Source organism: Nocardioides sp. GCM10028917 (assembly GCF_042666175.1).
Lineage (GTDB): Bacteria > Actinomycetota > Actinomycetes > Propionibacteriales > Nocardioidaceae > Nocardioides.
Window position 1 is genome coordinate 1,408,319 of record NZ_JBHTFL010000007.1, and the last position, 25,103, is coordinate 1,433,421.

Annotated in this window: 25 protein-coding genes; 23 read left to right on the forward strand and 2 right to left on the reverse strand. The window is 71.7% G+C overall.

From position 1 onward, the window contains the following. The first annotated feature begins 22 nt into the window (after positions 1-22). The 6 genes from folP to ACFQW6_RS16125 all read left to right on the forward strand — a co-directional run bounded on the left by folP (position 23) and on the right by ACFQW6_RS16125 (position 4,365). On the forward strand, positions 23-826 hold the full coding sequence (gene folP, locus ACFQW6_RS16100; RefSeq protein ID WP_378547605.1) for a dihydropteroate synthase: 804 nt from the start codon (positions 23-25) through the stop codon (positions 824-826). Next, positions 823-1,197, forward strand: coding sequence for a dihydroneopterin aldolase (folB, locus tag ACFQW6_RS16105; RefSeq protein ID WP_378547335.1), 375 nt, complete (start codon positions 823-825; stop codon positions 1,195-1,197). The genes folP and folB overlap by 4 nt, the downstream gene beginning before the upstream one ends. After that, positions 1,190-1,759, forward strand: coding sequence for a 2-amino-4-hydroxy-6-hydroxymethyldihydropteridine diphosphokinase (gene folK, locus ACFQW6_RS16110; protein ID WP_378547338.1), 570 nt, complete (start codon positions 1,190-1,192; stop codon positions 1,757-1,759). The genes folB and folK overlap by 8 nt, the downstream gene beginning before the upstream one ends. A gap of 120 nt (positions 1,760-1,879) precedes the next feature. Next, positions 1,880-2,383: a DUF3180 domain-containing protein gene (locus ACFQW6_RS16115; protein WP_378547341.1), complete on the forward strand. Its 504-nt coding sequence runs from the start codon at positions 1,880-1,882 to the stop codon at positions 2,381-2,383. A 9-nt stretch (positions 2,384-2,392) separates the two neighbouring features. Then, the gene (locus tag ACFQW6_RS16120; RefSeq protein WP_378547343.1) at positions 2,393-3,010 is read left to right on the forward strand and encodes a hypothetical protein; all 618 of its coding nucleotides are present in this window, start codon (positions 2,393-2,395) and stop codon (positions 3,008-3,010) included. Positions 3,011-3,264: 254 nt separating this feature from the next. Next, positions 3,265-4,365, forward strand: coding sequence for a GNAT family N-acetyltransferase (locus ACFQW6_RS16125; protein ID WP_378547346.1), 1,101 nt, complete (start codon positions 3,265-3,267; stop codon positions 4,363-4,365). A gap of 3 nt (positions 4,366-4,368) precedes the next feature. Here the strand turns inward: ACFQW6_RS16125 and ACFQW6_RS16130 are convergent, their stop codons facing one another. After that, positions 4,369-5,352 carry an ABC transporter ATP-binding protein gene (locus tag ACFQW6_RS16130; RefSeq protein ID WP_378547349.1) on the reverse strand — a complete coding sequence of 328 codons (984 nt, stop codon included), beginning with the start codon at positions 5,350-5,352 and terminating at the stop codon, positions 4,369-4,371. A gap of 3 nt (positions 5,353-5,355) precedes the next feature. On the opposite strand from ACFQW6_RS16130, the gene ACFQW6_RS16135 reads away from it, so the two are divergent. The 3 genes from ACFQW6_RS16135 (at position 5,356) to ACFQW6_RS16145 (ending at position 7,829) form a co-directional block, all read left to right on the forward strand. After that, complete coding sequence (locus tag ACFQW6_RS16135) at positions 5,356-6,054, forward strand: ABC transporter permease (RefSeq protein WP_378547352.1); 699 nt, start codon at positions 5,356-5,358, stop codon at positions 6,052-6,054. Further along, positions 6,054-6,812: an ABC transporter permease gene (locus ACFQW6_RS16140; RefSeq protein WP_378547355.1), complete on the forward strand. Its 759-nt coding sequence runs from the start codon at positions 6,054-6,056 to the stop codon at positions 6,810-6,812. Before ACFQW6_RS16135 ends, ACFQW6_RS16140 begins: the two co-directional genes overlap by 1 nt. 63 nt (positions 6,813-6,875) lie before the next feature. Continuing rightward, positions 6,876-7,829 carry a glycine betaine ABC transporter substrate-binding protein gene (locus ACFQW6_RS16145; protein ID WP_378547357.1) on the forward strand — a complete coding sequence of 318 codons (954 nt, stop codon included), beginning with the start codon at positions 6,876-6,878 and terminating at the stop codon, positions 7,827-7,829. Between the two features lie 107 nt (positions 7,830-7,936). Here ACFQW6_RS16145 and ACFQW6_RS16150 read toward each other — a convergent pair whose 3' ends face one another. Next, positions 7,937-9,049 (reverse strand): glycosyltransferase family 2 protein, encoded by a 1,113-nt coding sequence (locus ACFQW6_RS16150; RefSeq protein WP_378547359.1) that lies wholly within the window; start codon positions 9,047-9,049, stop codon positions 7,937-7,939. Positions 9,050-9,104: 55 nt separating this feature from the next. Here ACFQW6_RS16150 and ACFQW6_RS16155 point away from each other — a divergent pair, with 55 nt between their 5' ends. The 14 genes from ACFQW6_RS16155 to ACFQW6_RS16220 all read left to right on the forward strand — a co-directional run bounded on the left by ACFQW6_RS16155 (position 9,105) and on the right by ACFQW6_RS16220 (position 25,093). After that, positions 9,105-10,232: a sulfotransferase family protein gene (locus ACFQW6_RS16155; protein ID WP_378547361.1), complete on the forward strand. Its 1,128-nt coding sequence runs from the start codon at positions 9,105-9,107 to the stop codon at positions 10,230-10,232. Continuing rightward, complete coding sequence (locus ACFQW6_RS16160; RefSeq protein ID WP_378547363.1) at positions 10,229-11,179, forward strand: hypothetical protein; 951 nt, start codon at positions 10,229-10,231, stop codon at positions 11,177-11,179. The genes ACFQW6_RS16155 and ACFQW6_RS16160 overlap by 4 nt, the downstream gene beginning before the upstream one ends. 108 nt (positions 11,180-11,287) lie before the next feature. After that, the gene (locus ACFQW6_RS16165) at positions 11,288-12,229 is read left to right on the forward strand and encodes a MetQ/NlpA family ABC transporter substrate-binding protein (RefSeq protein WP_378547366.1); all 942 of its coding nucleotides are present in this window, start codon (positions 11,288-11,290) and stop codon (positions 12,227-12,229) included. 27 nt (positions 12,230-12,256) lie between these two features. After that, complete coding sequence (locus ACFQW6_RS16170; RefSeq protein WP_378547369.1) at positions 12,257-13,285, forward strand: methionine ABC transporter ATP-binding protein; 1,029 nt, start codon at positions 12,257-12,259, stop codon at positions 13,283-13,285. After that, complete coding sequence (locus tag ACFQW6_RS16175) at positions 13,282-13,947, forward strand: methionine ABC transporter permease (protein ID WP_378547372.1); 666 nt, start codon at positions 13,282-13,284, stop codon at positions 13,945-13,947. The genes ACFQW6_RS16170 and ACFQW6_RS16175 overlap by 4 nt, the downstream gene beginning before the upstream one ends. Before the next feature lie 145 nt (positions 13,948-14,092). After that, on the forward strand, positions 14,093-15,025 hold the full coding sequence (locus ACFQW6_RS16180; RefSeq protein WP_378547375.1) for a Rossmann-like and DUF2520 domain-containing protein: 933 nt from the start codon (positions 14,093-14,095) through the stop codon (positions 15,023-15,025). Then, a complete protein-coding gene (panC, locus tag ACFQW6_RS16185) occupies positions 15,022-15,960 on the forward strand; it encodes a pantoate--beta-alanine ligase (protein ID WP_378547378.1) in 939 nt (312 codons plus the stop codon). Before ACFQW6_RS16180 ends, panC begins: the two co-directional genes overlap by 4 nt. After that, on the forward strand, positions 15,960-16,376 hold the full coding sequence (panD, locus tag ACFQW6_RS16190; protein ID WP_378547382.1) for an aspartate 1-decarboxylase: 417 nt from the start codon (positions 15,960-15,962) through the stop codon (positions 16,374-16,376). The genes panC and panD overlap by 1 nt, the downstream gene beginning before the upstream one ends. A gap of 9 nt (positions 16,377-16,385) precedes the next feature. Next, a complete protein-coding gene (locus tag ACFQW6_RS16195; RefSeq protein WP_378547385.1) occupies positions 16,386-18,059 on the forward strand; it encodes an L-aspartate oxidase in 1,674 nt (557 codons plus the stop codon). Beyond that, a complete protein-coding gene (nadC, locus tag ACFQW6_RS16200; protein WP_378547388.1) occupies positions 18,056-18,958 on the forward strand; it encodes a carboxylating nicotinate-nucleotide diphosphorylase in 903 nt (300 codons plus the stop codon). The genes ACFQW6_RS16195 and nadC overlap by 4 nt, the downstream gene beginning before the upstream one ends. After that, positions 18,955-19,725: a type III pantothenate kinase gene (locus ACFQW6_RS16205; RefSeq protein ID WP_378547391.1), complete on the forward strand. Its 771-nt coding sequence runs from the start codon at positions 18,955-18,957 to the stop codon at positions 19,723-19,725. Before nadC ends, ACFQW6_RS16205 begins: the two co-directional genes overlap by 4 nt. Before the next feature lie 75 nt (positions 19,726-19,800). Then, positions 19,801-21,768: a hypothetical protein gene (locus ACFQW6_RS16210; protein ID WP_378547394.1), complete on the forward strand. Its 1,968-nt coding sequence runs from the start codon at positions 19,801-19,803 to the stop codon at positions 21,766-21,768. A 247-nt stretch (positions 21,769-22,015) separates the two neighbouring features. Continuing rightward, positions 22,016-22,351 (forward strand): Lsr2 family protein, encoded by a 336-nt coding sequence (locus tag ACFQW6_RS16215; RefSeq protein ID WP_378547397.1) that lies wholly within the window; start codon positions 22,016-22,018, stop codon positions 22,349-22,351. 162 nt (positions 22,352-22,513) lie between these two features. Continuing rightward, on the forward strand, positions 22,514-25,093 hold the full coding sequence (locus ACFQW6_RS16220) for an ATP-dependent Clp protease ATP-binding subunit (protein ID WP_378547400.1): 2,580 nt from the start codon (positions 22,514-22,516) through the stop codon (positions 25,091-25,093). Positions 25,094-25,103 lie beyond the last annotated feature (10 nt).

Below are 25,103 nucleotides of genomic sequence, written 5' to 3' on the forward strand. Positions count from 1 at the left end.
CGCTGTCCGGTCGCCCCGGGTGATGGGGATCGTCAACGTCACGCCCGACTCGTTCTCCGACGGCGGCCGCTGGGACACCACCGAGGCCGCCGTCGCCCACGGTCGGCACCTCGTGGAGCAGGGAGCCGACGTCCTCGACATCGGCGGCGAGTCGACCCGGCCGGGAGCGACCCGTCCCCTCGTCGCCGAGGAGCTCGACCGCGTCGTCCCGGTCATCCGCGAGCTGGCGACCGACGGCGCCGTGGTGTCGGTCGACACGATGCGCGCCGAGGTGGCCGCGGCGGCGATCGACGCCGGCGCGGGGATCGTCAACGACGTCTCGGGCGGTCTCGCCGACCCACGGATCCTCGACGTCGTCGCCGACAGCGAAGCGTCCTACGTCGCGATGCACTGGCGCGCCCACGCCGACCGGATGCGCGACTTCACCGACTACTCGCCCGACGGCGTCGTGGCGTCCGTACGCCGCGAGCTGGGCGAGCGGCTCGACGCGGTCCTCGCCGCCGGCGTCCCGCAGGAGCGCGTCGTCCTCGACCCCGGCCTGGGCTTCGCCAAGAAGCCCGGCCACAACTGGGAGCTGCTCGCCGCGCTGGACGCCCTGCGCGAGCTGGGCTGCCCGTTGCTCGTGGGCGCGAGCCGCAAGTCGTTCCTCGGCTCCCTGCTGGCCGTCGACGGCGTGCCGCGGGCGGTCGACGAGCGCGAGCACGCCCACGTCGCCCTGGTCACCCTGCTCGCCGTCCGCGGGGTCGACCTCCTGCGCGTGCACGACGTACGCGCCACGCGGGACGCGCTGGCGGTCGTGGCAGCGATGGAGAGGGGCCGGAAATGACCGACGAGCTGTCCGTGACGGGCATCGAGTGCTTCGCCCACCACGGCGTCTTCGACTTCGAGAGGCGGGAGGGCCAGGTCTTCGTCGTCGACCTCGTGCTGGGCATCGACACCCGGCCCGCGGCCGCCTCCGACGACCTGGTGGAGACGGTCAACTACGGCACGCTGGTGGCGGACGTGAAGGCTGCCGTCGAGCGTGACCCGGTCGACCTGATAGAAACCGTCGCTCAACGCATCACGGACGTGTGCCTGTTGGACACTCGTGTTGAATGGGCGCGAGTCACGCTCCACAAACCTGATGCGCCCATCGACGCGACGTACTCGGACGTCGCGCTGACGATCACCAGAACGCGAGGCAACGCTCATGACTGAGACTCCCAACCCCTACATCGTGGACGCAGACTCCCTCACCGGCGAGATGCACCCGATCCGCCGGGTGGTGCTCGGCCTGGGCTCGAACCTCGGCGAGCGCCTCGCCTCCCTGCAGGGGGCGGTCAACGCCCTCGCGGACACGCCGGACTTCTTCGTCACGGGCGTGTCTCCGGTCTACGAGACGGAGCCGGTCGACGCGCCCGAGGGCTCCCGTCCGTACCTCAACGCCGTCCTGCTCGCCGACACCACGCTCCCCGCCGCCCGGCTGATGGAGCGTGCGCTGGCCATCGAGGACGCCTTCGACCGCGAGCGCAGCGACATCCGCAACGCCCCCCGCACGCTCGACGTCGACCTGATCGTCGTCGGCGATCGCCGCTCCAACGAGGACTTCCTGCGGCTCCCGCACCCCCGCGCCCACGAGCGCGCCTTCGTCCTGCAGCCGTGGCACGACCTCGAGCCCGACGCGGTCTTTCCCGACCGTGGCCCGATCGCCGAGCTGCTCGACGCCTCCGACTCCTCGGGCGTGAAGAGGCGCGAGGACCTCACGCTCGAGGTCGAGTGACCACCCGACCTCCTGCTCCTCCGCTGCGCTCCCGCGCACGACGCGGCGGGGACCCCGAGTGACCACCCGACCTCCTGCTCCTCCGCTGCGCTCCCGCGCACGACGCGGCGGGGACACCGGGTGAGCGAGGCCGGTCCCGACGCGCCCGACGAGGAGCCCGGGGAACCGCGCGGGACGCTCCGCCCCACTTCTGCGCGCGCCCTGACGGCGTGCATCGTCGTGGGACTGGCGCTCGGGTGGGCGATCCACCCGGTGATGACCTCCGTGGCCGGGCGTCCGCCGCTGGTGTCGTGGGTGCAGGCCCTGGTGCTGGTGATGGTCGCCGCGATCATGGGCTTCCTGGCGTGGCACACGTGGCAGACCGTGCAGGTGCGAGGTGAGCGGCTCGAGCCCCACCAGGCCGTCAACCGCCTCGTGCTGGCCCGGGCGTGCGCCCTCGCCGGCGCCGCGGTGACCGCCGGCTACGTCGGCTACGCCGTCAGCTGGCTCGGCGACGAGTCGCAGTACGCCGACCGCTGGATCCTGCGCTCGCTGGTCGCGGCCGCCGGTGCGGCGGGGGTGACGCTCGCCTCGCTGGCCCTGGAGCGTGCGTGTCGCACCGACGGCGGGCTGCCGCGCCCCTAGTCTGGCGCCATGCCTCCCCAGCAGTCACAGCAGTCACAGGCGTCCCGCACGCCTGCTCGTCGCCGCCAGCGCAGCACGCGCCTGGTCGTGGCCGTCACGCTCCTCGCCGTCGGCGCGGCGCTCGTGATCGGCGCGCTCGCGTCCTCGTCGGCCGGACTGACCGCTGTCGCTGCCGTCGTGGCCGTCCTCGCCGGAGCCGCCGCCACCCGCATCACCCACACCGAGCTCATGCAGGCCCGCCGCGACGCCGCGCGCGACCGCGCCGAGCAGGCGCAGGAGTACCGCGCCCTCACCGAGCGTCGTACGGCCGAGTCCGCGGCCTTCGCCGCCGACATGCGCCGCAAGATCACCGAGCGCGAGGAGGCCATCGACGTCCTCGAGCGGGCCCTCTCGAGCGCCCAGAAGAACGCCGCCGAGCAGACCCTGAAGCGTGGCCAGGAGGCCCGCCGTGCCGACGCCGCCGAGCGCGGTCGCGACGCGGCCGAGAGTGGCCGCGACGACGCCGAGGCCCGTGCCGCCGAGGCGATCGTGGTCGTCGCCGAGCTCGAGGCCGAGATCGACGTCCTCCGCGCCGAGCTCGATTCCCTCCGCGCCGCCGCGGCGCGCCGCAACCACAAGAGCGCCTGAGGCTCCTCGCCCGAGCGCTGGCCCAGCCACGTGCCTGACACCGGGGACGTGGCTGGGCCACCGCTGTCTCTGCGTGGGGTGTCGCGATGGAGGCGGTGGTTGAGGGGCAGTTTCGCCTCAGGGAGTCCTCCTCACGCACCGCCCAGGACTGGGCACGCCGTACGCCGCCCCTCAGCGGTGGCGGAGGGGCATTCGGGCCGCCGAGAGTCCTCCTCACGCACCGCTTGGGAGGGCGTACGGAACAATGGCCGCTCGTGATCCCCGAGGACAACCGGTTCGAGAGCGACCCGTCCGACGCGCTGCCCGAGGACCCGGGACTACCGGCGGGCTGGGTGGCCGGGACGCCGGACGGTGACGATGCCGCGACGGTCGAGCGACTGACCGAGCTGCTGCGCGACCACGAGCGCGCCGGCCGCGGCTGGCCGGGCTCGGGCGAGGAGGAGGTCCTGGTCGAGGTGTCGGAGCGTGGTGCGGCGACGCGCGAGAACATCGTCGTGCGCGACCCCGAGGGCACGATCCAGGCGTGGGGCAGCGTCCACGACCGCGCCGAGGGTCGGATGCTCTTCGTCCACATCGTCAGCCGCGAGGTCGACGAGCGGGTCGCCGACCGCTGCAGCGAGGTGCTGTTCGACTGGGCCGAGGCGCAGGCACGGGCGGTCGGCGCAGCCCGGGGGTTGACCGAGCAGCAGATCGACACCGGTTCCTTCGCCGACGACGAGCGGCAGCACGGCTGGCTGACCGACGCCGGCTTCGAGCGGGTGCGCACGTGGTGGCAGATGAGCCGCTCGGTGGAGGCCGCCGAGGCGGTGCTCGTGCCCGACCCGGCGCGGTGGGAGCGCAAGGGCGTGGTCTTCCGCCTCGTCGAGCGGCAGGGCGGCCCGGACTCCGACGGGATGCCCGACGAGGGCGACCTGCGTGCGGTGCACGACGTGCTCGAGGGTGCGTTCACCGACCACTTCAACTCCACGGAGGAGACCTTCGACGAGTTCATCCACCGGCTCCGCGAGGACCCCGGCCACCGCTGGGACCACTGGTGGCTGGCCGAGATCGTCGACGGGGAGGGCGGCGAGCCGGAGCCGGCCGGCGCCCTGGTCGGCACGGTGAGCGAGAGCGGCACGGGGCCCGACGGGTCGTACGTCGCCTACCTCGGCGTGCTCGAGTCCGCGCGGGGCCGCGGGGTGGCCACCGGCCTGCTCCGCACGATCATCGCCGACGCCGCGTCCCGTGGTCGCGACCGCGTCGGCCTCGAGGTCGACGCCGACTCACCGACCGGTGCGGACGGTCTCTACACGGCGATGGGGTGGGGCACGAAGTACGTCACCGAGTCCTGGCACAAGGACGTGAGGACCACCTAGGGCTCAGCTCAGCGAGCTCCGCAGCGCACGGTGCACGCCGGCGGGTGTGAGCACGCCGACGAACGTCGGCCCGCGACGTACGCCGACCATCGGCTTGTCGTCGCGGAGCATCGCTGCGAGGGCGTCCTCGAGCGAGGAGTCGATGTCGATCGCCGAGCCGAGGTCGCCGGTGGAGACGCCGTCGAGCGGCTCGAGGTGCTCCTCGCGGAGCCGGGTCACCGAGAGGGTGCGGAGCCCGCCGGAGCCCACGAAGTCGGCCACCTGGTCGTCGGCGGGGTGGGCGAGGAGCTCGCCGGGGGTGGCGTACTGCGCGAGCCGGCCCCCCGCGGCGAAGACGGCGACGCGGTCGCCCATCCGGATCGCCTCGTCGATGTCGTGGGTCACCAGCACCACGGTCTTCCCGAGCTCGTCCTGCAGCCGCCGGAACTCGTCCTGCAGGCGGCCGCGCACGACCGGGTCGACGGCGCCGAAGGGCTCGTCCATCAGCAGCACGGGCGGGTTGGCCGCCAGCGCACGCGCGACGCCGACGCGCTGCCGCTGACCGCCGGACAGCTCGTGCGGGTACTTCCGGGCGTACTGCCCCGGCTCGAGGCCCACGGTCTCCAGCAGCTCGTGCGCGCGCTCGCGCGCGGTGGCCTTGGACTCGCCGTAGAGCAGCGGCACCGTCATGACGTTCTGCTCGATGCGCTGGTGGGGGAACAGGCCGATCTGCTGGATGACGTAGCCGATGCCGCGGCGCAGCTCGACCGGGTCGGCGTCGGTGACGTCCTGGCCGTCGAGCCAGATCCGGCCGGTGGTCGGCTCGATCAGCCGGTTGATCATCTTGAGCGTCGTCGACTTGCCGCACCCGGACGGGCCGACGAGGCAGACCATCTCGCCGCGTGCGACGTCGAGGTCCAGCTCGTGGACGGCAACGGTCCCGTCGGGGTAGGTCTTGCCCACGCCCTCGAGCCGGATCATCGGCTCGTCGCCCCGTGTAGCGTCCATGCGGTGACCATACTGGGGGCAGCCGAGTCCGGCCCGAGCTGCTACAGCCGGTTCGTCAACGAGTGGTTCTGCTGGCAGTACGTCGAGGACCGCCACGAGCAGATCACCGACGCCCTCGTCGAGCACATCGCGATCACGCTCGCCGCCCTCGTGCTCGGGATCGCCATCGCCGTGCCACTCGCGCTGGTGGCCCGGCGGCTGCCACGGCTGGAGTCCCTCGTGCTCGGCTTCAGCACCGGTATCTACACGGTGCCGTCGCTGGCGCTGCTACCCCTGCTGGTGCCGTTCACCGGCCTCTCCGCGGCCACGGTCGTGATCGGGCTGGGCCTCTACGCACTCACGATCCTGGTCCGGGCGCTCCTCGACGGGCTGCGGTCGGTGCCCGGTGACGTACGGGAGGCGGCGCGGGGCCTGGGCTACGGGCGCGCGCGCATGCTCACCCGGATCGAGATGCCCCTCGCGCTGCCGGTGGCGATGGCCGGCCTGCGGGTCGCGGCCGTGTCGACCGTCGCACTGACCACCGTCGGCACGCTGGTGGCGTACGGCGGCCTGGGCGACCTCATCTCCCATGGGGTGCAGCGCGACTTCCGTGCCGAGCTGATGACCGCGGCGGTGCTGTGCGTCGTGCTGGCCGTGGTCCTCGACGTGCTGCTGGTGCTGCTGCAACGGGTGCTGACGCCCTGGACGGCAGGAGCGCGCTGATGGACCTCTTCTCCGAGACCTGGCAGTACCTCCTCGACGGCGACAACTGGACCGGCGCGGAAGGCCTCGTCGCGCGGCTGCTGGAGCAGCTGCTGCTCGCCGCGACGGCCCTCGTCGCCGCCATGCTGCTCGGCCTGCCGCTCGCCCTCTGGCTGGGTCACCTCGGCAAGGGCGGCTTCCTCGCCGTCAACATCTCCAACGTCGGCCGCGCCGTGCCGACCTTCGCGCTGCTGGCCATCCTGGTCGCGGCGGACTGGCCCGGGTCGGCGGACTTCGGTCCCTACGGCCGCGCCGGCCTCGCGACGCTGATCGCCCTCGTCCTGTTCGCCCTCCCGCCGCTCATCACCAACGGCTACGTCGGGATGCGCGAGGTGCCCGCCGACGTGCAGGAGGCCGCCGACGGCATGGGGATGTCGCCGGTCCAGCGCTTCCGGCGCGTGGAGCTGCCCCTCGCCCTGCCAGTGGTCGCGTCGGGAGTCCGCCTCGCGCTCGTGCAGGTCTGGGCCACCGCCACCATCGCGGCCCTGGTCGCGGGGCCGGGGCTCGGCCGCATCATCACCGAGGGGTTCGCGCGCAACGACTACGCGCAGGGCATGGCCGGCGCTGTCGTGGTCGCCGTCGTGGCCCTCGTGCTCGAGCTCGCCGCGGCCGCCGCCCAGCGTGCCGCCGACCCCATGCCGAGCGGTCCGTCGACAAGCCGTGATGACGCAGTGTCGGTGCCCTCGACTACGGTGACAGAGGCTCCCACCGGGAGCTGAGCAGACTCGCTCGCATCACCGGACACGCGTGGCTCAGCCACGGGACACAGAAGGTTGAACGACATGCACGTACGACGTCCGCTGATGGCGGTCACCGGCCTGGCCCTGACCGCCCTGCTGGCCGGGTGCGCCGGCGACGACCTGGCCTCGGAGAACGACGAGCCCACCTCCGGCTCCGGCGGGGGCGGCGGTGAGGGCACCTCCGTCGTCATCGGCAGCCAGAGCTTCGACGAGGCCGCGCTCGTCACCGCGATGTACCAGCAGGTCCTCGAGGCCGAGGGCTACGAGGTCGAGACCCGCCTGGTCGACACCCGCCCGATCTACCTCAACGAGATGCCCGACTCCGTCCAGATCGCCCCGGAGTACGTCGCCGGCATCGTCGACCAGCTCAACACCGACGCCAACGGCCCCGACGCCGAGCCGCTGTCGACGAGCGACGCCCAGGAGACGATCGACGCCGGCGCGTCGCTGCTCGAGGAGAAGGGTGTCACCCTGCTCGAGCCCTCCGAGGCGTTCTCCGCCAACGGCTACTTCGCCAGCCAGGAGTTCTCCGACTCCGAGGGTGTCACCAAGCTGTCCGACCTCGAGGGCCAGAAGGTGACGCTGGCGGCAGCGCCCGACTGCAAGGGCCGCACCGACTGCGAGAAGGGGCTCGTCGACACCTACGGCATCGACATCACCCTCGAGCCGCTCGGCTACGCCTCCACCGAGACGTTCCAGGCGGTCCTCGACGGCGAGGCCCAGCTCGGTCAGACCAGCACGCTCGACGGCACGCTGGAGGACCAGGGCCTGCTCCTGCTCGAGGACGACAAGGGCATCCAGCCCGCGCAGAACCTCGTCCCGGCCGTGTCGACCGAGTTCCTCGCCGACCACCCCGACATCGAGGGCCCGCTCAACGACCTGATGGCGGCGCTCGACAACGAGACCCTCGGTGAGCTGCTGGTCAGCGTGCAGATCGACCGGGAGCAGCCGGCCGACGTGGCCCAGGAGTTCCTGGAGTCCGAGGGCCTTCTCTGAGACGCGCAGCGGGGCGCGCTCGCGCGCTCCGCGTGGGCGCGGCCAGATCCAGTAGCCCAGCGGCTGAGGGACGAAGCCGCTGACGAGGCGTATCGAGATCTGGGCGGTCAGACCTCGTGGTCCCGCAGCGCCAGCGCTGCGGGATCCACGGTGGTCTCGTCGAGCACCGAGGGCGGCACCGACAGCCGCCAGGCCCCCGTCGCCACGTCCTGCACCCGGGGAGCCGGGCCGTCGAGCGTGGCCACCCACTCCATGAGCGCGACGACGTCGGCGCGGCGGTCCTGCTCCACGAGCCAGCCCGCGAGCCGGTGGACCGGCGGCAGGCCGCTGTGCACGAGCGAGCGTCGGCCCCAGAGCTCCAGCACGCCCGAGCGCAGCAGCTGCCACCACTCGGGCGAGCACCCGGGAACCAGCAGGAAGTAGCGCCAGAGGTCGCCGGCCAGCACCCGGTCGACGAAGAAGGACTCGACCTCGGGCGACCCGTGGCCGCGCACCGAGGCGAGCGAGGTCCGCTTGGTCTCCCATCGGTCGGCGAGGTCCTGCAGCGAGGAGGCCCGGGTCTGGGTGATCGAGCCCTCGCGGATCCGCCACCGGTAGACGACCTCGTCGAGCACGTCGAACCTGCCCTCGAGGAACGCCCGCGTCGTGGTGGGCTGGTCCTCGTAGCGCACGCCCTCGGGCCACGACAGCCCGCGCTCGTCCCACCACGACCTGCGGAACACCTTGTTCCAGGCGAAGACGTCGCCGAGGATCTCGGGCCGGTCCTCCACGCGCGCACCTCGCGCGGGCCGGTGGAGGCGCCGCATCCACCGTGGCTCGACCAGCCGGTCGCCCTCCCAGCGCACGATCGAGCCGGTCGCGAAGTCGGAGCCCGAGTCGTCGAGCGCGCCCACCAGGTCGGCGTACGCCGTGGGCGGGAGCACGTCGTCGGAGTCGAGGAAGGCGAGGTAGTCGCCGCGCACGTGCCGGACGCCGAGGTTGCGGGCGGCCCCGAGGCCGCCGTTGACGGAGTGGACGACGGTGATGCGGTTGTCGCGGCGCGCCCACGCGTCGGCGATCTCACCGGTGCGGTCGGTCGCCCCGTCGTCGACGATCACGGCCTCCCAGCGCCGGTGCGTCTGGGCGCGGAGCGATCGCACGCAGTCGTCGAGGTAGTCCTCCACGCCCCACGCCGGGATCACCACCCCGAGGAGCGGTGCCCGGGAGAAGAGGCGCCTCATGGGCGACGACCCTAGGACACGAGGCGGCAGGCCGGACGCCGGTAGGCTGCGCGCCGTGACCGAGCAGCCGAGAGCCATCGACGAGATGAACCCCGACGGAGTGCCGCGGAAGGTCCTCTTCGTCGCCGGCGCCGGCCGCAGCGGCACCAGCACCCTGGCGGGCATCGTGTCGCGGCTCGGCATGCACGTGCCGCTGCCCGAGGTGCCGCCGGACGACTCCAACCCGCGCGGCTTCAGCGAGCCGCAGTGGGTCGTCGACGTCCACGACGAGTGGCTGCGCGAGGCGCTCGTGCAGGTCAGCGACAGCCGCCCGGAGGCGTGGTTCGACACCGGTCGCATCTGCAGCCGGGAGCCCGCCCGGATCCGGGTCAGCGAGTGGCTCGAGCCGCACTTCGCCGAGCACCCGGAGCTCGTCGTCAAGGACCCCCGGCTGAGCTGGTTCCTCGGCCTGTGGCGCGTCGCTGCGATCCGCACGGGCGCGACCCCGGTCTTCGCGACCATGCTGCGCCCGCCCGCCGAGGTGGTCGGCTCCAAGCAGAAGTACTACGCCAACAAGCTCGGCTCCGCGCACCTCGCGGCCAGCTGGGTCAACATGCTGCTGCACACCGAGCGGGCCACCCGCAGCGTCGGCGTGGGCGAGGACGACGCCGGGCAGGGGCGCGTCTTCGTGCGCTACGAGGACCTGCTGACCGACTGGGTCAAGACCACCACCGCCATGGGCCACGCCCTCGACCTCCAGACGATCATCCACACTCGGAGCGACCAGATCCGCGAGGTGCACCGCTTCATCGACCCGAACCTGCGCCGGGTGACGGCCACGCTCGACGACCTCGCGCTGCCCAAGCGGCTCCACGACCTCACCGGCCAGACGTGGGAGGAGCTCAACAAGCTCGCCGTCGAGGGCGGGGACACCACGGCCGTGCACGCCACCTTCGACGAGCTCCGCGCGGAGTACGTCGACCTCTACGAGGAGGCGGCGGCCATCAGCCGCTCGACCGCCGAGCACGCCCGCCACCAGGCCCGCCGCCGGGCGCTGCACGAGGCCGCGGCCGAGGGTGCCTCGAGGTCCCTCGCCGACCGCGTGCCCCACGACGTACGCGCTGCGATCCCGCCGTCGGTGCGCCGCGGCGTCCGCAAGGCCCTCGGGCGCAGTCGAGACGCGACCGGGGACACGCAGCCGTGACCATCCCGATCGGCTCCGGCCACGGCCTGACCAACGTCGAGGGCCACGAGGACTTCGACATCGTGTGGCCCTGGAACCAGCCCGGCGGTCTGCGGCGCGGCGCGACCGCGGTGCTGCGGGTCAAGAACGAGGCCCCCGGGCTGCGCTTCGTGCTGCCGCCGCTGCTCCGCGCGTGCGACCACGTGCTGCTCGTCGACAACGGGTCGGACGACGGCACCGGCGAGGAGGCCCTCCGGGTGGCCGCCGAGCACGGCCTGTCCGACCGGTTCACGCTGAAGGAGTACCCCTTCCAGGTCGCGCGCGCAGGCGCCGAGCACCTCGCGGTCAACGAGCGCTCGGTGCACTCGCTCGCCTACTTCTACAACTGGTGCTTCTCGCACGTCCGCACCCGCTACTCGTGGAAGTGGGACGGCGACATGGTCCTCACCACCGAGGGCGAGGTGTCCATGGCCGACCTGTCCTGGCAGGTCGGGACGGCCGAGGCGGTGATCCGCTTCCCGCGCCACGGCCTCTACATCGAGTCCGACCGCAAGGCCTACCTCGACCTCGGCCTGCGCAACATCGAGGAGTGGGGCTTCCCGATGAGCCCCGACTACGTCTACACCAAGGCGCCGGAGTGGGAGATCCGCACGACGCCCGACCGCATCGAGATGTTCGCGCTGCCGCAGGGCCTGTGCGTGGAGCTGAAGTGGCTCGACGGCGACGAGTTCGCGCACTGGACCAACCCCGAGTCGTTCGCAACCTCCATCCGCAACCGGCGCAAGCGCCGTGAGTGGCTGGTCTGGAACGCCCTCCACGACGGCAAGGTGCCCGAGGGCGTCGTCGAGATCGAGTCCCCGGAGGGCGTGCACGTGGTCGACCACGTGACCCACGCCTGGTTGCCGCGCGCGCCGCGCCCGTTCGTCGTCGACGACCCCGACCACGTGAAGCTGCACCTCCGCGCCTGAGCGCTCCGGCTCGGCCGGGTGAGGCGGTTCACACCGCTTCGGGGCATAGGCGTTCCGTGTCGGGCGGTTCCACCGTCGCGCCCACGACGTACGACGAAAGGCTCCGCCATGTCCGAGAACCACCCCCAGATCGCACCTCCCGCCAAGCGACGTACGCCGCTCCTGATCGGCATCGCCGTCCTGGCGGTCATCGCCGTGGTCGGTGGCTTCCTCTGGTCCCGGGGTGGCGACGACGCCGGTGCCGCCAGCGGTGAGGAGCGCGAGAAGGTCGTGCTGGGCACGGTCGGCGCCAGCGACCCGTACTGGCAGGTCCTGGTCGACGCCGCGGCCGACGAGGGCATCGACCTGGAGGTCAAGGACTTCGCCGACTACACCCAGCCCAACCCCGCGCTGAGCGAGGGCGAGCTCGACATCAACCAGTTCCAGCACCTCGTCTACCTCGCGGAGTACAACGTCGCGAACGACGACGACATCGTGCCGCTCGGCTCGACCGCGATCTACCCGCTCGGGCTCTACTCCTCCAAGGTCGACTCCGTCGACGAGATCCAGGACGGCGACACGGTGGTCGTCCCCGACGACGACAGCAACCAGGCCCGCGCCCTGCTGATCCTCCAGTCGGCCGGCCTCATCACCCTCGAGGACGGCGGCTCGATCTACTCCACGCTCGCCGACATCGACGAGTCCGCCTCCACGGTGGAGGTCAAGGCGATCAAGGCCGACCTGACGCCCACCTCGCTCCCCGACGTCGCCGCGGCGGTCATCAACAACGACTTCGTCGAGAAGGCCGGCCTCTCGTTCGAGGACGCGCTGGCCACCGACGACGTCGACGACCCCAACGCGCTGCCGTACGTCAACGTCTTCGCCGTCCGCGCCGAGGACCGCGACGACCCGACGCTGCTCAAGCTCGTCGAGGTCTACCAGGAGACGCAGGCCGTCCTCGACGGCGTGCAGGACGTGTCCGGCGGCACCGCCGAGCTGGTGAAGGTCCCGCAGGACGAGCTGCAGGCGTCGCTCGACGACGTCGAGGCCGACACCGCGGCACGCCAGTAACCGCCGCTCGTAGGGGAGGAGTCCACGATGCCGCTCGTCGAGCTCACCGACGTGCACAAGACGTTCCCGGCCGCACGCGGCCGGACGCCCGTCGAGGCGATCCGCGGCGTCGACCTGACGGTCGAGGCCGGTGAGATCGTCGGCATCGTGGGCTACTCCGGCGCCGGCAAGTCCACCCTCGTGCGGCTGATCAACGCGCTCGAGACCACCACCTCGGGGAGCGTGCGGGTCGGTGGTCGCGAGATCACCGGCCTGAAGGAGCGCGAGCTGCGCGAGGTGCGGCTGGGGATCGGGATGATCTTCCAGCAGTTCAACCTGTTCCGGTCGCGCACCGTGTGGGGCAACATCGCCTACCCGCTCGAGGTGGCCGGCGTCCCGAAGGCCGAGCAGAACGCCCGGATCTCCGACCTGCTCCACTTCGTCGGCCTCGCCGACAAGGCCCACAGCCACGTCGAGGCGCTCTCGGGCGGGCAGAAGCAGCGCGTCGGCATCGCCCGCGCGCTCGCCACCAACCCGCGGCTCCTGCTCGCCGACGAGTCGACCAGCGCGCTCGACCCGGAGACGACCCAGGAGGTGCTCGCCCTCCTGCGCCGGGTCAACCGCGAGCTCGGCATCACCATCGTGGTGATCACCCACGAGATGGACGTCGTGCGCAGCCTGGCGCACCGCGTCGTGGTGATGGAGGCCGGCCGCATCGTCGAGGAGGGCCCGGTCGTGCGGGTGCTCTCCGACCCGCAGCAGCCCGTCACCCGCCGGTTCGTCTCGACCATCGTCGACGACGAGCCCGACGCCGAGGCGCTGGCCGCCCTCCACGCCCGGCACTCCGGGCGCTTCGTCAAGCTCGCGTTCCGCGGCGACCACGTGCGCCAGAGCGACGTGTTCGCGGTGCTCCTCGAGCACGGCGTGCGCTTCGAGCTCGTCTTCGGCGGCATCGAGGAGGTCCAGGGCGAGACCTTCGGCAACCTCACCCTCGCCCTTGACGGAGATCCCGCGGCCGTGGACGCCGCGGTCGACGCCGTACGAGCGCTCGTCCCCGCGAAGGAGCTGCCGCGATGACCGACTCCAACATGAGCGAGCTCTGGCCGCTCTTCTGGGACGCGGCGTGGGAGACCCTCTACATCGTGGCCATCACCCTGACGCTCGGTGGCCTGCTCGGCCTGCTGCTGGGCCTCGGGCTGTACGTCACCCGCGGTGGGGGCCTCTACGCCAGCCGCCCGGTCAACCTCGTGCTCAACGTGCTGGTCAACTTCTTCCGACCGATCCCGTTCGTCATCTTCATCGCCGCCGTCCAGCCGCTCGCCCGGGTGGTCGTGGGCACCGGCATCGGCAACCCGGCCATCATCTTCGCGCTCACGCTCGCCGCCGCCTTCGGCATCAGCCGCATCGTCGAGCAGAACCTCGTGACGGTCGACCCCGGCGTCATCGAGGCTGCCCGGTCCGTCGGCGCCGGCCGGGGCCGCATCGTCCGGACCGTGGTGCTCCCCGAGGCGCTCGGTCCGCTGGTCCTCGGCTACACCTTCGCCTTCGTCGCGCTGGTCGACATGACCGCGGTGGCCGGCGTCATCGGCGGCGGGGGACTGGGCAACTTCGCCCTGCAGTACGGCTTCCGGCAGTTCGACACCGTCGTCACCTGGACGGCGGTCATCGCGATCGTGCTGCTCGTGCAGGTCGTGCAGCTCGCGGGCAGCTCGGCCGCCCGCCGCATCCTGCGCCGCTGACCCTCCTCAGGCAGGGAGTGCTCAGGGGCGAGTGGTGCTCGTCACGTCGCCGTTGCGTTCCCACAGCGGAATCCGCGGGCGTAGGCTCGATGTTGATCGCAGTAGATCGGTACCCGCCACGGGACTGAAACGAAGAGGTCACCACATGACGCACGACCCTGTCCTCCGCCCGGTGTCGCACCCGACGTTCGCCGTCGGCGTGATCGGCGCCGGTCGTGTCGGCGCCGTCCTGGCTGCCGCCCTCCGGTCCGCCGGCCACGAGGTCGTGGCCGCCGCCGGCGAGTCCGACGCCTCGCGGGGTCGTGTCGACGACCTGCTGCCCGGCGTCACCGTCGCCAAGCCGACCGACGTCGCGCGCGCCAGTGACCTGCTGCTGCTGACGGTCCCGGACGACATGCTGTCCAACGTCGTCACGATGCTGAGCGCGAGCGGGGCGATCCGCGAGGGACAGGTCGTCGTCCACACGAGCGGCCGTCACGGCCTGGCCGTGCTCGAGCCGGCGCGGGAGGTCGGTGCCCGCACCGTCGCCCTGCACCCCGCGATGACCTTCACCGGCACCGAGGTCGACCTGCCTCGCCTCGCCGGCTGCGTGTTCGGCGTGACTGCCGACGACGTCGACCGTGAGCTCACGGAGTCGCTCGTGGCCGACCTGGGCGGCCGCGCGATGTGGGTCGCCGAGGACCGCCGCACGCTCTACCACGCGGGCCTGGCCCACGGTGCCAACCACCTCGTCACGCTCGTCGCCGAGGCGATGGAGATCCTCTCCGCCGCCGGCGCCGAGGACCCTGCCGCCACGCTCCGCCCGCTGCTCACCGCCGCCCTCGACAACGCGCTCGAGGACGGCGACGCGGCCCTCACCGGCCCGATCGTGCGTGGCGACGTGGAGACCGTCCGCGCCCACGTGGCCGACCTCGAGGCCACGGCGCCGCAGACGCTGCCGTCGTACCTCGCCATGGCCCGCGCCACCCTGGGCCGGGCGGTGACCGACGGCCGGCTGCTGCCCATCCGCGCCACCAAGATGCTCGGCGTCCTCGACGCCGCGACCGCCCCCACCCGGCTGGACCGGCACGCTCGATGACCACGACCCCTGCCCTCGCGTCGACCCGCGAGGAGCTCGCCGGCCTGCTCGCCGGCGCCCGCCGCGCCGGTGACCGGATCGCGTTCGTGCCCACCATGGGCGCCCTGCACGACGGCCACGCCAGCCTCATGCGGGCCGCGCGAGCTGCCACCAGCGGACCCGTGGTGGTCAGCATCTTCGTCAACCCGATGCAGTTCGGCCCGACCGAGGACCTCGACCGCTACCCCCGCACCCTCGACGCCGACCTCGAGGTCTGCGCCGCCGAGGGGGTCGACGTCGTCTTCGCCCCGAGCGTGGAGGAGATGTATCCCGGCGGCTTCAGCCACGACTCCGTCCACGACGGCGTGACCGTGGCACCCGGCACGCTGGCGACGATCCTCGACGGCGCGTCGCGGCCCGGGCACTTCGACGGGGTGCTGACCGTGGTCGCCAAGCTGTTCGGCCTGGTCCGCCCCGACATCGCCGTCTTCGGGCAGAAGGACTACCAGCAGCTCGTCCTCGTCCGCCGGATGGTCCGCGACCTCTGCATGGGCATCGAGGTCGTCGGTGCCAAGACGGTCCGCGAGCCCGACGGCCTGGCCCTCTCCAGCCGCAACCGCTACCTCGACGCCGGCCAGCGGGAGGCCGCGGTCGCCCTCAGTCGGGCGCTGCGCGCCGCGCAGGAGCGGGCGGCGTACGGCGTACCTGCCGCGCGCTGGGCCGCGATGTCGGTCCTCAGGGCCGAGGCCGGCCTCGAGCTCGACTACCTCGCGCTCACCTCCACCGACCTCGGTGAGCCGGACGAGACCGGTGAGGGCCGGATCCTCGTGGCTGCGCGGGTGGGCACCACGCGGCTGATCGACAACATGCCGCTCACGTTCGACCGCATCGTCCCCGGTGCGGGACTGGCGGGGACCGCGTCCGCGGCCTCGACCACCTCTGGAAGGAACAGCTGATGCTGCGCACGATGATGAAGTCCAAGATCCACCGGGCCACGGTGACCCAGGCCGACCTGCACTACGTCGGGTCGGTCACCGTCGACGAGGACCTGCTCGACGCCGCCGACCTGCTGGCGGGCGAGCTCGTCCACATCGTCGACGTCACCAACGGCGCCCGGCTCGAGACCTACACGATCGCCGGCGAGCGCGGCTCGGGGGTAATCGGCATCAACGGTGCCGCCGCCCGGCTGGTGCACCCCGGCGACACGGTCATCCTCATCGGCTACGGCCAGATGGACACCGCGGAGGCCAAGGAGCTCGAGCCGCACGTCGTCTTCGTCGACGCCGACAACAAGATCATGGGCACCGGCCCCGACCCCGCCGACACCTTCGGCGACGAGACCCTGTCCCGCGGTGACCTCGTCGCTCGATAGCCTGCGCGGATGACCTCCCACCGGCCGGTCCCGGGCCGCCTCCGTGCCCCGGCGCCCGGCTGGACCACGCGTGCCGACGTCGTCGTGGTGGGCTCCGGCATCGCCGGGCTCACCGCCGCGCTGCGCATCCACGCCGCGAACCCGTCGCTGCGCCTGCTCGTCGTCACCAAGGACGTCCTCGCCGCCGGGTCCACGCAGTGGGCCCAGGGCGGGATCGCCGCAGCGCTGGGGCCGGGCGACACCCCTGAGCAGCACGAGCGCGACACGCTCGTCGCGGGCGCCGGTGCCTGCGACGTGGAGGCCGTACGCGTCCTGGTGACCGAAGGCCCCGAGGCGGTGCGCGAGCTGATCGCCCTCGGCACGCAGTTCGACCACCACCCCGACGGCGAGCTCTCGCTGACCCGCGAGGGCGGCCACCACCGCGACCGCATCGCCCACGCCGGCGGCGACGCCACGGGCGCGGAGATCCAGCGAGCGCTGATCGCCGCCGTCGAGCGGGCGCCGGAGATCGAGGTCGTCCAGCACGCACTGGCCGTCGACCTGCTCCTCGCCGCTGACGGCGGCGTGGCCGGCCTGACGTTGCACGTCCTCGGCGAGGGCCAGCGCGACGGGGTGGGTGCCGTGCACTGCCGGGCGGTCGTCCTCGCCTCGGGTGGCCTCGGCCAGGTCTTCAGCCAGTCCACCAACCCCAGCGTGTCCACCGGGGACGGGATGGCCCTCGCGATGCGGGCGGGCGCCCGGGTCCGCGACCTCGAGTTCGTGCAGTTCCACCCCACCGTCATGTGGCTCGGCCCCGACTCCCAGGGCCAGCAGCCGCTGATCTCCGAGGCGGTGCGCGGCGAGGGGGCGTTCCTCGTCGACGTCGACGGCAACCGCTTCATGCAGGGCGAGCACCCGCTCGCTGACCTCGCGCCCCGCGACGTGGTCGCCAAGGCGATCACCCGCCGGATGATCGAGACCGGCCAGCCGCACATGTGGCTCGACGCCCGCCACCTCGGGGACGCGTTCTGGCGCAAGCGTTTCCCCACCATCCTGGGCGTCTGCCGCGAGCACGGTGTGGACCCCGTGACCGAGCTGATCCCGGTCGCCCCGGCGCAGCACTACGCGTCCGGCGGCGTGGCGACCGACCTGTGGGGGCGTACGACGGTCCCGGGCCTCTACGCCACCGGCGAGGTCGCCTGCTCGGGCGTCCACGGCGCCAACCGGCTCGCGTCCAACTCGCTGCTCGAGGGGCTGGTGTTCTCGCGCCGCATCGCCGACGTGCTGCCCGGCGAGCTGCGCGACTGGGCCGACCCCGTCGTCGACGAGCGCCCCGAGGGCCTCGTCTCGGGGGAGCGCCGCCGGTCGATGCAGGAGACGATGACCACCCGCGTCGGCGTGCTGCGCCACGCGGCCGGACTCGCCGATGCGTTGACCTTCCTCGGGTCGCTCGACCACGGTGCGGCCGAGGTCGGCCCCGACGCCTGGGAGACCACCAACCTGCTGACCGTCAGCACCGCCCTCGCCCGGGCCGCGGCGCTGCGCACCGAGACCCGCGGCTCGCACTGGCGCGAGGACCACCCCGACCGCGACGACACGAGGGCCGGCCACGTCGACTCGTGGCGTGACAGCGACGGCCGCGTGGCCGTCGAGTGGACGTACGCGCCCTCCACCGACCCGTCGAGCGCCGAGGTTCCCGCATGAGCAGCTTGCGTGACGTGCCCACCGAGGTCATCGACGACCTCACTTCTGCGGGGCTCGACCCCGACCACGTCTGGGACGTCGTGTCGCGCGCGCTCATGGAGGACCTCCCCGAGCGACCTCATGAGGACCCGACCAGCGAGTCGACCATCCCGGCCGACGCCCGCGCCGAGGCCGTCTTCGGGGCGCGCGAGCCGGGTGTCGTCGCCGGCCTCGGGGTCGCCGCGGTCGCCTTCTTCATGGTGGGCGCCGACGCGACCCTCACCGACCGCCTGCCCGACGGGACGCGCGTCGAGAAGGGCGACGTCGTGATGCGTGTCGAGGGGCTGACCCAGCGGATGCTCGTCGCCGAGCGCACCGCGCTCAACCTCGCGTGCCACCTCGCGGGCATCGCGACGGCCACCTCCCGCTGGGTCGAGGCGCTGGACGGGTCCCCGACGCGGGTGCTCGACACCCGCAAGACGCTGCCCGGCCTGCGCGCGCTGCAGAAGTACGCCGTGCGCTGCGGTGGTGGGGTCAACCACCGCTCGAGCCTCCAGGACATGGCGATGGTCAAGGACAACCACGTCATCGCCGCCGGGGGAGTGCTCCCCGCGTTGGAGGCCATTCGTGGCCGGCACCCGGGGCTGCCCGTCGAGGTCGAGGTGACGACGCTCGACCAGCTCGACGACCTGCTCGCCCTGCCCGCGCCGCCGGACCGGATCCTGCTCGACAACATGACTGACGAGCTGATGGCGGACGCCGTACGACGTACGGCCGGGCGGGTGCCGCTCGAGGCCAGCGGCGGGATCACCATCGAGCGAGCCGCGCGCATCGGCGCCACGGGCGTCGACTTCGTCTCGGTCGGGGCGCTCACCCACTCCGTGGTCGTGTTCGACATCGGGATGGACCTCGTCGAATGAGCCTGCTCGCCGCCGACATCGGCAACAGCCACACCTTCCTCGGCCTCCTCGACGGCGAGGAGGTCACCGCCCACTGGCGGGTCAACACCGACGAGCGCCGCACGGCCGACGAGTGGTCGGTCCTGCTCCGGGGGCTGCTCGACGAGCGGGTCGACGACGTCGACGGCATCGTCGTGTGCGCCACCGTCCCGGCAGTGCTGCACGAGTGGCGCGAGATGCTCGAGCGGCACTTCCACGACGTCAGGGCGATCGTCGTCGAGCCGGGCGTGCGCACCGGCATCCCGGTGCTGATGGACAACCCGCGCGAGGTCGGTACCGACCGGATCGTGAACTCGCTGGCCGCCGCGACGATCTACGGCGGTCCCGCGATCGTCGTCGACTTCGGCACCGCGACGACGTTCGACGTCGTCAACGGCAAGGGGCAGTACGTCGGCGGCGCGATCTCGCCCGGCATCGAGACCTCCCTCGAGGCGCTCGGTCGGCGCGGGGCCCAGCTGCGCAAGGTCGAGCTCGCGCGCCCGCGGTCGGTGATCGCCAAGAACACGGTCGAGGCGCTCCAGAGCGGGATGGTCTTCGGCGTCGCGGCGCAGGTGGAGGGGCTGGTGGCGCGCATGATCGCCGAGCTCGGAGCTCCGGCCGGCGACGTCACGGTGATCTCGACGGGCCACCTGGCCGCGCTCCTCGTCGACGACTGCGCGTGTTTCACCGAGCACTCCCCGTGGCTCACGCTGCAGGGACTCCGGCTCGTGTTCGAGCGCAACTCCTAGGACCTCGACCGGACCTCGCCCGGCCGACACGTAGCATCACGGGGGTCCTGACCATGATCGACGGGGGTACTCGAGGTGACGTCACGCGTCGCAGGCGCCGCACAGCCACACGTCGGTGACGAAGGCGAACCCGCGGGGACGTTCGGCGACCCCGAGCCCTCGAACGCGCGGCACGGCGTGGTCGTGGGCATCCTGGGAGCCGCGCTGGTCGGTGCGTGCGGTGTCGTCGTCGCGGGCGGCAGTCCGGCGGCGCTCCTCCTCACAGCGGTGGTCACGACGACGCTCGTTCTGCGCTCCTGGCTCAGCACCACCCTCGCGCTGGCAGCGGTCCTGTCGGGGGCGTTCGCCCTGCTCGCGGTGAGCATGCGGTTGTGGCCTGTGCTCGGTGCCTCCCTGACCACGATGCTGACCGTCCCGGCAGTCGTCGCCGCCATAGGTCTCGTCGTCCTCTGGCGTCGTCGTGCCACGGCGCTCGCGGTGTCCGGGTCCCAGCTGGCGCTCGGAGCGGGGCTGGCCGCGGTCTCGGTGCTGCAGGTCGTGACGGTGCCGCTGGCGCGATGGCTCTCGGACAGCCCGAAGCTCGCCTGGATGATGAGGAACGACAACACCTGGAACCTCGTCTCCTCCCGCTTCCTCGTCGAGGACGGAGGACTCGACCCGTCCTCCCACCGCAACCCGGCACCGCTCGCCAACGAGGTCGTGGCGCTCTTCGCCGCACCCGGGCGCTCAGGGGTCGGCCGGGGCGACCTGCTCGCCCACGACCTCTACCGCGCGTCCGAGGCCCTGCTGCTGATGGTGGGCGCCACTAGCCTGCTGGCGGGTCTCCTGGTGGCCTCTGCCTTCCCGGCGTCGAGGGTCTGGAGTCGTGCTGTCCTCGGCCTGGTCGCCGCGGTGATCCCCTGGACGTGGTCGCTGGCCGGCCTCGTGTTCGTCTACGGCTTCTGGAACTCCCTGCCCGCCGCGATCCTGGTCCTGGCCGCCTGGGTGGCGTGGACCTCGTCCGAGCGACGACCCGTGGTCTCCTCCGGCGTCCTCGCGATCGTCGGCACCGGACTGCTGGCCGCATGGGCGCCGCTGGTCCTGCTTCCCGCCGGCCTCGGGCTCGCCGTGGTGGTGTGGCGGCGACGCGCTCATCTCGACCTCCGCGGAGTGGCGCTGGTCGCCTGGGTCACGCCGTTGGCCGTCCTCCTCGCCTACCTCGGGCTCGTCACGCGCAGCGACATCACGGCCGCCTCCGACGCGCTCGCTGCAGAAGGCCTGTTCCCGGCGTACGGCGAGAACCTTCCGCCGGTGTACTGGTTCGTTCCGTTGGGCGTGCTGCTCGTGCTGTCCGTGTGGAGCCCGGTGCGTCTGGACCTGGTGGGCACCGTGGTGGTCGGGCTGGCAGGAGCCATCGGGATCCTCTACCTGATGCACCAGCGCGCGGGCTCCGCGGGAGGGCCCTGGGGCTACTACCCGCAGAAGTTCGGGTGGACCCTCTCGTTCCTCGCGCCGATGGTCCTGCTCATGTCCGCCCGGGGTGCCTTCGCAGTGCCGGGACTGCGGCGTACCCAGCGCGGCAGCCTGGTCGTCGGGACGGCCCTGCTCGCGGGCGTGCTCCTGATGCAGATCCCGCCGGCAGACCCTCGGCCGGTGAGCTCCGTCGACTACCCGATCGCCCACCGCACGCCGGACTACCGACTGTCGTCGGCCCTGCCCGCCGTGTCCATCGCGCTCCCGGACCGGTCCAGCGCGCTCGACCCGGCTGTCCGCGAGCTCCTGAAGCTGGAGGACCCCGCGAGAAAGGTCATCGTGTCGCGCTGGTTCGACGACCCCGGTGACAACGCGTTCGTCAACTTCTGGTTGTTGCAGCTCCCGGTCGACAAGGACGACGAGCTGCCGCGGCCCTACGCGTACGGCCTCGACAGCTTCGACCCTGTCGGCCTGTGTGACCTCGTGCGCGACTGGGGCGGTGGCGTCGAGATCTACACGCACAGCGACACCCTCGAGAGCGAGATGGCCAAGACGTGCAAGGGCCAGGACTTCACGGTCCGTCTGCGTTGATCGTCCCGTCCTGGAGTTCTACTTCACGAATTGATGGGATCTCCCTTCGTTCCCTTTGGCACTGATTTGCTTGTTCGATTGTCGCAAGGACGAAACCCGGCGCGGGAAATGCAAGCTTTCATCACCCTCGACTGAAGTGGACGAACCGCGTCAGGGAATTCCTGACTCCTTTGTGCGCATCAACGAGTAGTGCCACACTGCATTCGACGCGTTCAGCCTGAAGCGCGCACAAAGCAAAGGAATTCACATGGCACAAAAGGTCAACATCGTTCTCGTCGACGACCTCGACGGCACCGAGGCCACCGAGACCGTGTCCTTCGGCCTCGACGGCACCACCTACGAGATCGACCTGAACGACGCCAACGCCGCCTCCCTCCGCGAGGCGCTGAGCGGCTACGTCGGCCATGCCCGCAAGGTCAACGGCGGTGGCCGCCGCACCCGCCGCTCGTCCGGCGGATCGTCCTCCTCGTCGTCCTCCAACACCAAGGACGTGCGCGAGTGGGCCAAGGGCCAGGGCATGGAGGTCTCGGAGCGCGGCCGCATCTCCGCCGACGTGCAGCAGGCCTACGACGCCGCCCACTGACGTACGCTCTCCCCCTCCAACGCTGCCGAGCCCGTTCGCTGATAGCGGACGGGCTCGTCTGCGCCCCGGGAACACGTAGGCTGATGTCGGGCGTTGAGCCCAGTGTCCGTGCTCCCGCCCCGGTGGGAGGCCAGCGGACCACGCAGACGTAGAGGAGCGCACATGTTCGAGCGGTTCACCGACCGAGCCCGGCGAGTTGTCGTGCTGGCCCAGGAAGAGGCCCGCATGCTCTCCCACAACTACATCGGGACCGAGCACATCCTGCTCGGCCTCATCCACGAGGGCGAGGGCGTCGCAGCCAAGGCCCTCGAGTCCCTCGACATCTCCCTGGAGGCCGTGCGCGCCCAGGTCGAGGAGATCATCGGGCAGGGTCAGCAGGCCCCGTCCGGCCACATCCCGTTCACGCCGCGCGCCAAGAAGGTGCTCGAGCTCTCGCTCCGCGAGGCGCTCCAGCTCGGCCACTCCTACATCGGCACCGAGCACATCCTGCTCGGCCTGATCCGGGAGGGCGAGGGCGTCGCGGCCCAGGTCCTGCAGAAGCTCGGCGCCGACCTCAACCGGGTCCGCCAGCAGGTCATCCAGCTGCTCAGCGGCTTCCAGGGCAAGGAGTCGGCGACCGCCGGCGCCCAGACCTCCGGCTCCGGCGGCGAGACCCCGTCGAGCTCGCTGGTCCTCGACCAGTTCGGCCAGAACCTCACCCAGGCCGCGCGTGAGGGCAAGCTCGACCCGGTCATCGGGCGCGAGCAGGAGATCGAGCGCGTGATGCAGATCCTGTCGCGCCGCACCAAGAACAACCCCGTCCTCATCGGCGAGCCCGGCGTCGGCAAGACGACGATCGTGGCCGGCCTCGCGCAGGACATCGTCAAGGGCAACGTGCCGGAGACGCTGAAGGACAAGCAGATCTACACGCTCGACCTCGGCGCCCTCGTCGCCGGCTCGCGCTACCGCGGTGACTTCGAGGAGCGCCTCAAGAAGGTGCTCAAGGAAATCCGCACCCGCGGCGACATCGTGCTGTTCATCGACGAGATCCACACGCTCGTCGGCGCCGGTGCGGCCGAGGGCGCGATCGACGCCGCCAGCATCCTCAAGCCGATGCTGGCCCGCGGCGAGCTGCAGACCATCGGTGCCACCACGCTCGACGAGTACCGCAAGTACCTCGAGAAGGACGCCGCGCTCGAGCGCCGCTTCCAGCCGATCCAGGTGCAGGAGCCCTCGATCGCGCACACCATCGAGATGCTCAAGGGCCTCCGCGACCGCTACGAGGCGCACCACCGCGTCACCATCACGGACGAGGCCCTGGTCTCGGCGGCGACGCTGGCCGACCGCTACATCTCCGACCGGTTCCTGCCGGACAAGGCCATCGACCTCATCGACGAGGCCGGTTCGCGACTGCGCATCCGCCGGATGACCGCGCCGCCGGACCTGCGCGAGTACGACGAGAAGATCGCCGACGTGCGCCAGCGGAAGGAGGCCGCGATCGACGGGCAGGACTTCGAGGCCGCAGCCCGACTGCGCGACGAGGAGAAGCAGCTCTCCGCCCGCCGTGCCGACCGCGAGAAGCAGTGGCGCGCCGGCGACCTCGACGAGATCGCCGAGGTCGACGAGGAGCTGATCGCCGAGGTCCTGGCCGTGGCCACGGGCATCCCGATCGTGAAGCTCTCCGAGGAGGAGTCGACCCGTCTGCTCAAGATGGAGGACGAGCTCCACAAGCGGGTCATCGGCCAGGAGGAGGCCGTCAAGGCACTCTCCCGCGCGATCCGTCGCACGCGTGCCGGGCTCAAGGACCCCAAGCGCCCCGGTGGGTCGTTCATCTTCGCCGGCCCCTCGGGTGTCGGCAAGACGTGGCTGTCCAAGACGCTCGCGGAGTTCCTCTTCGGTGACGAGGAGGCGCTCATCCAGCTCGACATGAGCGAGTTCTCCGAGAAGCACACGGTGTCGCGACTGTTCGGTTCGCCTCCCGGCTACGTCGGGTACGAAGAGGGCGGCCAGCTCACCGAGAAGGTGCGCCGCAAGCCGTTCTCCGTCGTTCTCTTCGACGAGGTCGAAAAGGCCCACCCCGACATCTTCAACAGCCTGTTGCAGATTCTCGAGGAAGGTCGACTGACGGATTCCCAGGGTCGCGTCGTCGACTTCAAGAACACCGTCATCATCATGACCACGAACCTGGGTTCGCGTGACATCGCCAAGAGCGTCAACCTCGGCTTCGGCGCGGTCGGCGCGGACGCCGCCGGCTCCTACGAGCGGATGAAGAGCAAGGTGTCGGAGGAGCTCAAGCAGCACTTCCGTCCCGAGTTCCTCAACCGTGTCGACGAGATCGTGGTCTTCCCGCCGCTGTCGCAGGAGCAGATCGTGGCGATGGTCGACAACATGATCGCGGCCGTCGAGCTGCGCATGAAGGACCGCGACATGTCGCTCGAGCTCACCCAGCCCGCCAAGGCGCTGCTGGCCGAGCGCGGCTTCGACCCGGTCCTCGGTGCGCGTCCGCTGCGCCGCACGGTGCAGCGAGAGATCGAGGACGTGCTCGCCGAGAAGATGCTCTTCGGTGAGGTCGGTCCCGGCCAGATCGTGCTGGTCGACGTCGAGGGAGAGGGCCCCCAGGCCAAGTTCACCTTCAGGGGCCAGAAGAACTCCGCGGTTCCTGACATGCCTCCGCTGGAGACTGTCGACGCCGATGGCGCCCCGGTCGTCGGTCCGGACGACACCGAGGGTCCCACCGACGTGCCGAAGGCCAACGAGGCCTGATCCGACACGT